The following is a 7,796-nucleotide window of genomic DNA, read 5'->3' on the forward strand; positions in this document are numbered from 1 at the left end:
GCTCAAGCGGCTCGATCGAGCCATCGGTATGTATTACGACGACGGTGAAACCGTCGACGAGGTCAACGGCCCCTGATCTGCGATCGTCTGGCAAGGTGGGACGGCCGGTCGCTTACATTCTGTGTGCGAGGCATAGCATGATGATCAGGAGCATGTATGCCAAGCAGGAAGACGACGAAGGCGGCAGCGACCGCCGCGGCGGCGTTGCCGTCGATCCCCAAGGAACTGATTGACCAGTTCGTCAGGGGCCCCATGAGTGCCGAGGCGGTGCAGGCCGCCTCGATGGCCTTCAAGAAGGCGCTGATCGAGCGCGCCCTGGGCGCGGAGCTGTCGCACCACCTGGGTTACCCGCCGGGCGCGGCCAAGGCCGAGGACGCGAGCAACCACCGCAACGGCGCCAGCGGCAAGACCGTGTTGACCGAGGACGGTCCGCTGCGCATTGAGGTGCCGCGTGACCGGGAGGGCTCGTTCGAGCCGGTCCTGATCCCCAAGCACGAGCGGCGCTTCACCGGCTTCGACGACAAGATCGTGGCGATGTACGCGCGCGGCATGACCGTGCGCGAGATCCAGGGCTTCCTCGCCGAGCAATACGGCACCGAGGTCAGCCCCGAGATTTCCGCCAACGACAAGGGGCGGATCTCTGCGCAGGTCGAACCAAGCGGTGTTGGAGAAGGCGCCGCGCAAAGCCAGAAGCGGACCCTGACGGAGTGGCATGTCGCGCCGTCAGCGCAGCACTTTCGTTCCTCATCGCCCGCCATCCGGAGTCACCCAAGAGGCGCGAGAGATGTGTGCTTGCCTGCGTGCCACGGGGACTGCAACGACATCCCAAGACAATGCTTCGACGACTGCTTGGGCTACGCGGGTCCACCGCTGTCGCCCAGCGTGCTGAGCCGCTGTGGGCTTTTCCGTGCTCGCAGCCACTAAGATCACAGTCGAGCAAAAGCGCCTTTTGGCGCACACCCCTGACCGAGCCAGGCAGCCAACCACTATGAGCAGTTCGACCCTTCGCGACATCGCGGTGCACTTTCGCGTGAGCGACATTCCGGGCGCGATGGTCCCGTCAACGCGCTTGAGCAACATCCTCGAACGCATGCATCATGGGCTGCCGCTCAGCACGCTGTCCTTGAAGTACCTGCTGGATCACGACCTGATCGATCTGCACAGCCTCGCCACCGGCGAGGTCGCTTTCGAGGAATACGCCGCGGCCGCGATTCGTGCGAAACAGTCCCGCCAGCACGCCGCGGAGCTTGAGCGCGAAACCAAGGAGGCCGAGCGTCTTGCCAGAGAAACTGCATGGCAAGATCAATATGCTCGGCAGCTAGAAGCCGAGGAGGCCGCGCGCAAGGCCCTCGAAAGCGACCCCAAGCACATCGCCAGGATGAAGAGCCAGGCCCTGCGGAGGAAGTACGGGATGGACTACATCGATGAGCCCTTATATCCCCGGATGATGGCCATCATCAAACGGCTCGACGCCGGTGGCCGCCTGACCGAGGACGATGTTGTCTGGCTCAATACCGGGGCTAATGAACACTTCACCGATGCGCTGCGAGATGCCTATCACCTCGTTGAGGCAAAGTTCCTCGCCAGCGACCGGGGCGCCAGTGAGCGATCCATAGACTCGGATCTGCGAGGGATCCTTCGACGGTTGGACAAGGGCAGGCGCGAAGCGATGAGAGCCTTTCTCATGGCTGAGAACCCTGATCGATACAGTTGGGCGAACAACGTCAAGTAGCGAGGCGCTTGCGGGGAGTGTCGCGCTGTCGTCGAGAGGGTGTCCGGCTCCCTGTGGCCCCATCAAGGCCGAGCCACCACGAAACCGGCAGCAGCCCAAGGAGCACCTGATGGTGGCCAGCCCCGGCGGAGTGCATCGTGATGACCGGCAGACATCATCGAGCTACTGAAAGGTCGTTCAGCAGGCTGCTGCACTGTTGCTTCAGACTTCGACTTGACCCCCTTGATCTAAAGGTGCAGGAACAGGGCGTTGCTCCGAGGAACGTGTCCGTTGATCGGTCTCGTGCAACGCAGCACGACGGAAGAATCCGAAAACCCCTGAGATTGGTCCAAGACGGCGACGCACCGCATTTCACGCGCGCCCGCTGCCGTAGCCTCGCGAGCCGTGTTCGATCATCAACGGGAACGAGAATGGCAACGGCACCAAGTAGGACCGGCGACGAGGGCTTCCAGAAGTGGAAGGACGGCATCGACCGAGCGAACGGCGATTGGGATTACTACGACGCCGAGATCAGGCGGGTGGTCAATGAATACAACATGCACTTGCGCAACGCACCGCACTTTCACCTTCTCGATTGGCGGTTGGTGAAGGCGATGCTGTGGACCGAATCAGGACCGCATCGTGAGGAATGGAAGAACAGGCCCCTGCAAATCGGCGTGCCGAGAGACCCCGGATTGGATTCGCTTCTGTATGGCAAGGAAGGCAGCGAGCTGATCGTACCTCCGTGCTATGTCCTTTGGGCTGACGGCGTCGGGACGAATCCCAAACAGAACATCGTTGCCGCCGTGGGCTACATGCTCATGCGCATGGCTGACTATGGCTTCGCCACCGTGCTCGACCCGGACAGTGGCGTGTTCAATGTGACAGCAGGCCGCGGCGACAGCCTCAGCTCGCTCGCGAGAAAGCACCGCAGCTCCCTCGACACGATGCAGAAACTCAACCCCGGCATCCACATGGTCAGGGAAGGTCAGGTGCTGAAGTGCCAGAGGGCATCGATTCAGAAGGTCATCGTCGGCTTCAGGCCCTTCACCCTTACATCGATAGCGAGACGCTACAACGGCAATGGCCAACCGACAGGCGATTCTCTGTATTCCGCGAAGCTCGAATATTCAATGGACGCGATCAGGAGGAGGAATCCGCGATGAGACGGGTGATCGGTAAAGCAATGGCAGCGCTCGCCTTGACCTCCTTTGGGGCACATGCCGACCCGCCTTGCGACGGCCACTATAAGAGCTGGGGCCGAGTGTGCTACGGCGGTGCTCATGTGACGGCTAAAGCCATCGAGTGGTACTCCACATTCAGCTCGTGCGGTCCAAGTCCCTACGAAGTCATCCACAGCGACCTGGGCGGAGACAAGCCACGGGTCGCCTATCGATTCAAGAAGCGCAACAAGCAATGCAGCTTCGAGGTCATGGAGATAGTCGCCCAAAGGGAGGGCTACTGGGGCATCAGGGGCTACATGAGCGTTGAAGACTATCGAGAACGCCGCGATGATCCTGCGGCATATACGGCATGCCCGGTGGACCCCATGCCCTCGGAGCGCTGCAACCTGCCCTTCGCGCGCAAGAAGAAATAGCGGCGCCCAGCAAGCAGCCAGGCGACACACGTTTCACCCATCAGTCCCACAAACCCGCGCCAGCCCCCGATCCAGGCCATTGCGGTAGAGCGGCTCCAGTCGATGGCGCTCGCCATGCTCCCCGGCCGCCCTGGCCAGATGCAACCTGCAAGCGGGATCGGCGCGACGGGTCTGCGTCGCCACCAGTTCTTCGATGAACTGCGTCCGCAGCCGATCCAGCGCGGGGCGCAGCTCGGTCCTCAAGTCCGCGCAGCGATCCGCCGGCACGCTGCCGCTGCGCCGCCAGTCGGCCATGAGGACGAACTGGACCAGCTTGCTTGCTTCGATCTGGTCCGCGCAAAAGGCCGACGCCAGCTCGCCCGCAATGCCTGGCCGCGACTTTAGCCAAAAAGGGGGGGCGACCCGAAATCACGGAAATCGGTGAGAGACGCGCAGAGAAATCGACCTCTGAAAACCGAAACCTCACACGCGCGACTCGGACCAGGCTGCACGCAACCGACCCTAGCCTGCGTGCCACAGAGCTCCCTATCGCAGCTCGGACCACGAACCAGGCGGACCTATGCAAGTGCCCAAGGATCTTTTCTCGATGATCGTCGACCCGCTTCGCCTGGAGGGCGCTTTCGTCAGCGCATGGCGAACCGGGGGCGAGTGGTCCTTCGAGGGGCCGCGCGAGTCCTGTGCGCTGTTCCACTATGTCGAAGAGGGAACGATGGCGATCGACATCGGACACCCGACCGCCATTCCCCTAAACCAGGGCGATCTGGCCATCTTCCCGCATGGCGCCGCCCATCGAATCGGCAGCTCCAAATCGGCAGATTCGGCACCACTTGAACAGATTCTTCCGAGCCGGAGCAAAGGAAGATTCGTCAGAGTCGAAATGCCGGGCGCAGATGGGTCTGCGTTGTTCTTGTGCGCCGGCCTGCATTGCGGCGGTCATTCTTTCACCCCTCTGTACAAGCTGCTTCCAGAAATCATCGTCATCCGGAAGCATCAGATGGAGCGTGAGCCGCTCCTTCAAAGCACGATCCACGGACTGCTGCGCGAAGTGGCGAACTTTCACGAGGGGAGCAGCTTCGCCCTCCTGCGCGGCCTGGAGCTGATCTACGTTCTCGGCCTTCGGGTTGCGCTCGATGTCGAATCGGCAACGACGCCCATGAGCCGCGCCCTGCGAGACCCTCGCATCGCGAATGCATTGCTGTACATGCATACGAAATACAAGGAGCGCTCGACGGTCGCACGTATCGCTTCCTCCGCCGGCATGTCGAGGTCGGCCTTCAGCCTCGCGTTCCGTCAGGCAACCGGATGCGCCCCCGCTCGGTATCTCTCGAAGGTGAGAGTCTCGAACGCGCAAGCGCTCATGAAAACGACAAGGCTCAGCAAGGAGGAGATTGCGCACCGGGTCGGATATGAAAGCACGGTGGGGTTGTATCTCGCGCTTCGTTCAACCCGAACGTCGCAAGGCCTTCAGCTGGACGATCCCTATCAAGTTCAAGACACTGGCTAATTGAGCATTTCGGGGTTGGTCCATAGCCTTGGCTCCAGTTTCTCTCTGGAGTTCACCGTGACGCAAATCCTGGAGTTCAATCCGAGTTCCTTCTACGAGACAGCCGCGATCCAAGCATTAGATCCTCTGTTGCTCGACGGCTCCGTTGCCAGTATCCAGCAAGCCAACGCGCTCGGCGACAAGCGCTTCCTGACGCAACTGCTTGCCAAGCTTTGCAGTTCGCTCGCCAACCTGGAGATCGGCTCAGAGGCAGTGGCATTGGCCGCCATGAGGGACGTCGGCATCTTGCTTGGCTCGTTGAAAAGACACGGTCTCGAACCGATGTCGGCGGTGCCTCAGCTGGAACCGCTGTTGGCGCAACTCGGCGAGCTCTGCGCAATGGTCCCGCGAGACACGGTCCTTCACTACACCTCGTGGAACCCGGATGGCCCTCGTCGCCGCGCCTACACCGACGACCCGCAGGAACGATCGCTGCAGGCCGCGGTCGTCAAGGTATTTCCAAGCCTGAGTGCATCGCTCTGTGTCAGCGAGTGGCTCCGAGACATCGGTCCCCAGGACGCGCGCTGCGCCCCGCTCGTCGACAGTCTTCACGATCTGGCCACCGTGATGGTGGAATCAATCGACGGCGTGGTGCGAGACGTCTCCCCAGTCTTTTTCGCTCGGACATTGCGTCCCTACTACGAAGACATCAGCATCGGTGGTCGCGCCTATCTGGGGCCGGCTGCCGCGCAGGTCCCGCTCTGGCTGATAGACCTCTGCATCTGGGCCTCGGACCGGTCCAGCGAGAGCTACCGGCGGTTTCTGGACGCATCGGTTCCCTACTGCCTCCCATCCTGGCGCTCGTACTACGAGCAACTGGGAACGACAGAGTCCCTGGTCTCAAGGCTTCACCACTGCCTGGAGAATCCCGCAACGGCACAGGACCACAATGTCTTGCGCAGCGCCGCCAGCATCGCTCGCCTCTTGAGGTTGCTCAAGACTTTCAGGGGCCGTCACCTTGGCCTCGCTCGCAAGGCCTATGCGCCTGAAGTCCGGCAGTACGAAGAAGGAAGCGGCGGTGCCCCCATCGTGCTTCTCAAGGAAATCATCGACCTGACCTTGCAGATCGAGCGCTTCGTCCTCAGCAAACCGTCAAGCGCCCACTCGCCAGTGAATGGCGAAGAACAAGCCTCGCAATGAACGACCGCATCCTCATCGTCGGTGGAGGGATCGCCGGGCTCACCCTCGCGTTGGCGCTCAACGCACGGGGCTACAGGTCGCTCACGATTCTCGAACGCTCAACCTCGCTGGAGCAGGCGGGGTCGGGCATCAACATACTGCCCCTGGCAAGCCGAGAGTTAGCGGATCTTGGCCTGCTCGAGGCGCTGGAGCTCCTCAGCGTACAGCTGAACCAACTCAACTACACGACGTGGGATGGGCACCTCATCTGGAGCGAGCCGAAAGGTAGAAATGCCGGCTTTGCATGGCCCCAGTTGTCCATCTCTCGGTCTCGACTTCACGCCACGCTGCTGCGCACCGTCATCGAGCGTTGCGGTGACTCGTCGATCGTGGGAGGGACTTCCGTTGCCGCCGTCAGGCGACTGCCGCAGGTTCTTCTGGCCATAGACACGAACAACCGGGAGTTCGCAGCCGATCTCATCGTCGGAGCCGATGGAATCCGATCCGTGGTGCGACAAGTCTTGTTTCCCGACCTCGCCCCGCTACGCATCGCACCGTCGACGGTCTATCGAGGATCCTTCTGGGGCGACGGATTTCTCGAAAACAAGTCGATGTTTATCGCCGGCGACGGCTTCTGCAAATTCGTCGTTTATCCGATGGCAGTCGATACGACCGCAAACCGGACTCTCATCAACTGGGCCGCGGCAATGCCAGACCCCTCGCCCTCGCATGATCCGCTTGGGAACTGGAACGTCCGCGTATCGGCCCAAGAGCTAGCCGGCCATTTCGCGAACTGGTCGCTGGACGGAATACGCCCCGAGCAGGTCATCCGCGACAGCGGGGCCGTCTATGCCTACCCGATGGTCGACATCGACCCCCTTCCGGCATGGTCAAACGGCGAGGACACCGTGCTGATCGGAGATGCGGCACACGGCATGCATCCCATCGGCTCCAACGGGGCAACGCAGTCGATCGTGGATGCAGTGGCCCTGGCCCAAGCCCTGGCGACTCGCGGCAGCAGATCGGCCGCGATCGCCGAGTTTGAAAGAGACCGGATCACAGCGGTTCAAGCGATCCAGCGAGCCAATCGCGAGCAGGGGCCAGAAGTCGTTGTCGATATCGCGGCGCAGCGGCGGCGTAGCCGGCGCACGGCGCCGCTCGAGGTCGCCTTCCCGTACGAAGAGCGGCTCGGCATCGCATCGGCGTACGCCCAACTCACGAGCGTGACTCCGTCGATCGTCAACCGTGATTCTCGATACAAATGGAGCGGCGCATGATCAGGACCGGCAAGCAATACCTCGATGAAATCTCCGATGGCCGGATTGTCTGGCTGGGATCGGAAAAGATCAGATCCGTAGCGAGCACGCCTGCCTTTCTCCAAGGCGCCAGGGCCTTTGCCGCTCTCTATGACCAAGCAAGCGCCGCGGCCCATCGGCAACTCTTCTATGCCATGCCTGGAGATGGCGGTGAGGCGGACGAACCGGAGTTCCGAGCCTTTCTTCCATGCAAAGACAGCCAGGATCTGGCGCTGAAGCACAAACTCCATGCCAGCTGGTCCGAAACGAGTTTTGGCTTTCTGGGACGCACTCCTGACTACATCGCGGCCGCGATGTCCGGCTTCGTCACCGCGCCAGACGCCTTTCGCGGCGATGCCTTCGACGGTCGATCGAACCTCCAATCGCTCTATCAGAGAATCAAAGGAAGAAACCTGTTTGTTGCCTTCACGCTGACAAACATCAAGAGGGACCGATCGAAGCCGCTGTCCGAGCAGAACCAGATCGAGGCCGACATCGGAATCCATGCGGTTCGAGAGACCGATGCCGGAA

8 protein-coding genes and 1 pseudogene are annotated in these 7,796 nt (G+C 61.6%); 8 read left to right on the forward strand and 1 reads right to left on the reverse strand.

Annotated elements, in window-relative coordinates; genetic code table 11:
• Positions 1 to 156 precede the first annotated feature (156 nt).
• The 4 genes and pseudogenes from AC1D2E_RS33635 to AC1D2E_RS33650 all read left to right on the forward strand — a co-directional run.
• A pseudogene (locus AC1D2E_RS33635) lies at positions 157 to 651 on the forward strand (transposase); the annotation flags it as partial.
• Between the two features lie 337 nt (positions 652 to 988).
• A complete protein-coding gene (locus AC1D2E_RS33640) occupies positions 989 to 1,732 on the forward strand; it encodes a CCDC34 family protein (RefSeq protein WP_478201425.1) in 744 nt (247 codons plus the stop codon).
• Positions 1,733 to 2,142: 410 nt separating this feature from the next.
• Positions 2,143 to 2,877, forward strand: a complete 735-nt coding sequence (locus AC1D2E_RS33645; protein ID WP_478201426.1) for a LysM peptidoglycan-binding domain-containing protein — start codon at positions 2,143 to 2,145, stop codon at positions 2,875 to 2,877.
• Entirely contained in the window at positions 2,874 to 3,308 is a 435-nt protein-coding gene (locus AC1D2E_RS33650) for a hypothetical protein (protein ID WP_478201427.1), read from the forward strand. Before AC1D2E_RS33645 ends, AC1D2E_RS33650 begins: the two co-directional genes overlap by 4 nt.
• A gap of 33 nt (positions 3,309 to 3,341) precedes the next feature.
• Here AC1D2E_RS33650 and AC1D2E_RS33655 read toward each other — a convergent pair whose 3' ends face one another.
• On the reverse strand, positions 3,342 to 3,602 hold the full coding sequence (locus AC1D2E_RS33655; RefSeq protein WP_478201428.1) for a chorismate mutase family protein: 261 nt from the start codon (positions 3,600 to 3,602) through the stop codon (positions 3,342 to 3,344).
• Positions 3,603 to 3,867: 265 nt separating this feature from the next.
• On the opposite strand from AC1D2E_RS33655, the gene AC1D2E_RS33660 reads away from it, so the two are divergent.
• From AC1D2E_RS33660 to AC1D2E_RS33675, 4 genes are all read left to right on the forward strand, one after another.
• Positions 3,868 to 4,812 carry a cupin domain-containing protein gene (locus AC1D2E_RS33660; RefSeq protein WP_478201429.1) on the forward strand — a complete coding sequence of 315 codons (945 nt, stop codon included), beginning with the start codon at positions 3,868 to 3,870 and terminating at the stop codon, positions 4,810 to 4,812.
• 57 nt (positions 4,813 to 4,869) lie between these two features.
• The gene (locus AC1D2E_RS33665) at positions 4,870 to 5,991 is read left to right on the forward strand and encodes a monodechloroaminopyrrolnitrin synthase PrnB family protein (RefSeq protein WP_478201430.1); all 1,122 of its coding nucleotides are present in this window, start codon (positions 4,870 to 4,872) and stop codon (positions 5,989 to 5,991) included.
• Positions 5,988 to 7,247, forward strand: a complete 1,260-nt coding sequence (locus tag AC1D2E_RS33670; RefSeq protein ID WP_478201431.1) for an FAD-dependent monooxygenase — start codon at positions 5,988 to 5,990, stop codon at positions 7,245 to 7,247. Before AC1D2E_RS33665 ends, AC1D2E_RS33670 begins: the two co-directional genes overlap by 4 nt.
• The coding region (locus AC1D2E_RS33675) for a 4-hydroxyphenylacetate 3-hydroxylase N-terminal domain-containing protein (RefSeq protein WP_478201432.1) at positions 7,244 to 7,796 on the forward strand (553 nt) is incomplete at its 3' end. The genes AC1D2E_RS33670 and AC1D2E_RS33675, both read left to right, overlap by 4 nt.

Source organism: Variovorax sp. P1_H2, from assembly GCF_056405295.1.

Excerpts from the sequence above, each read along its gene's own strand:
- AC1D2E_RS33640 (WP_478201425.1), top strand. The coding sequence starts at position 989 with ATGAGCAGTTCGACCCTTCGCGACATCGCGGTGCACTTTCGCGTGAGC.
- AC1D2E_RS33645 (WP_478201426.1), top strand. The coding sequence starts at position 2,143 with ATGGCAACGGCACCAAGTAGGACCGGCGACGAGGGCTTCCAGAAGTGG.
- AC1D2E_RS33650 (WP_478201427.1), top strand. The coding sequence starts at position 2,874 with ATGAGACGGGTGATCGGTAAAGCAATGGCAGCGCTCGCCTTGACCTCC.
- AC1D2E_RS33655 (WP_478201428.1), bottom strand. The coding sequence starts at position 3,602 with ATGGCCGACTGGCGGCGCAGCGGCAGCGTGCCGGCGGATCGCTGCGCG.
- AC1D2E_RS33660 (WP_478201429.1), top strand. The coding sequence starts at position 3,868 with ATGCAAGTGCCCAAGGATCTTTTCTCGATGATCGTCGACCCGCTTCGC.
- AC1D2E_RS33670 (WP_478201431.1), top strand. The coding sequence starts at position 5,988 with ATGAACGACCGCATCCTCATCGTCGGTGGAGGGATCGCCGGGCTCACC.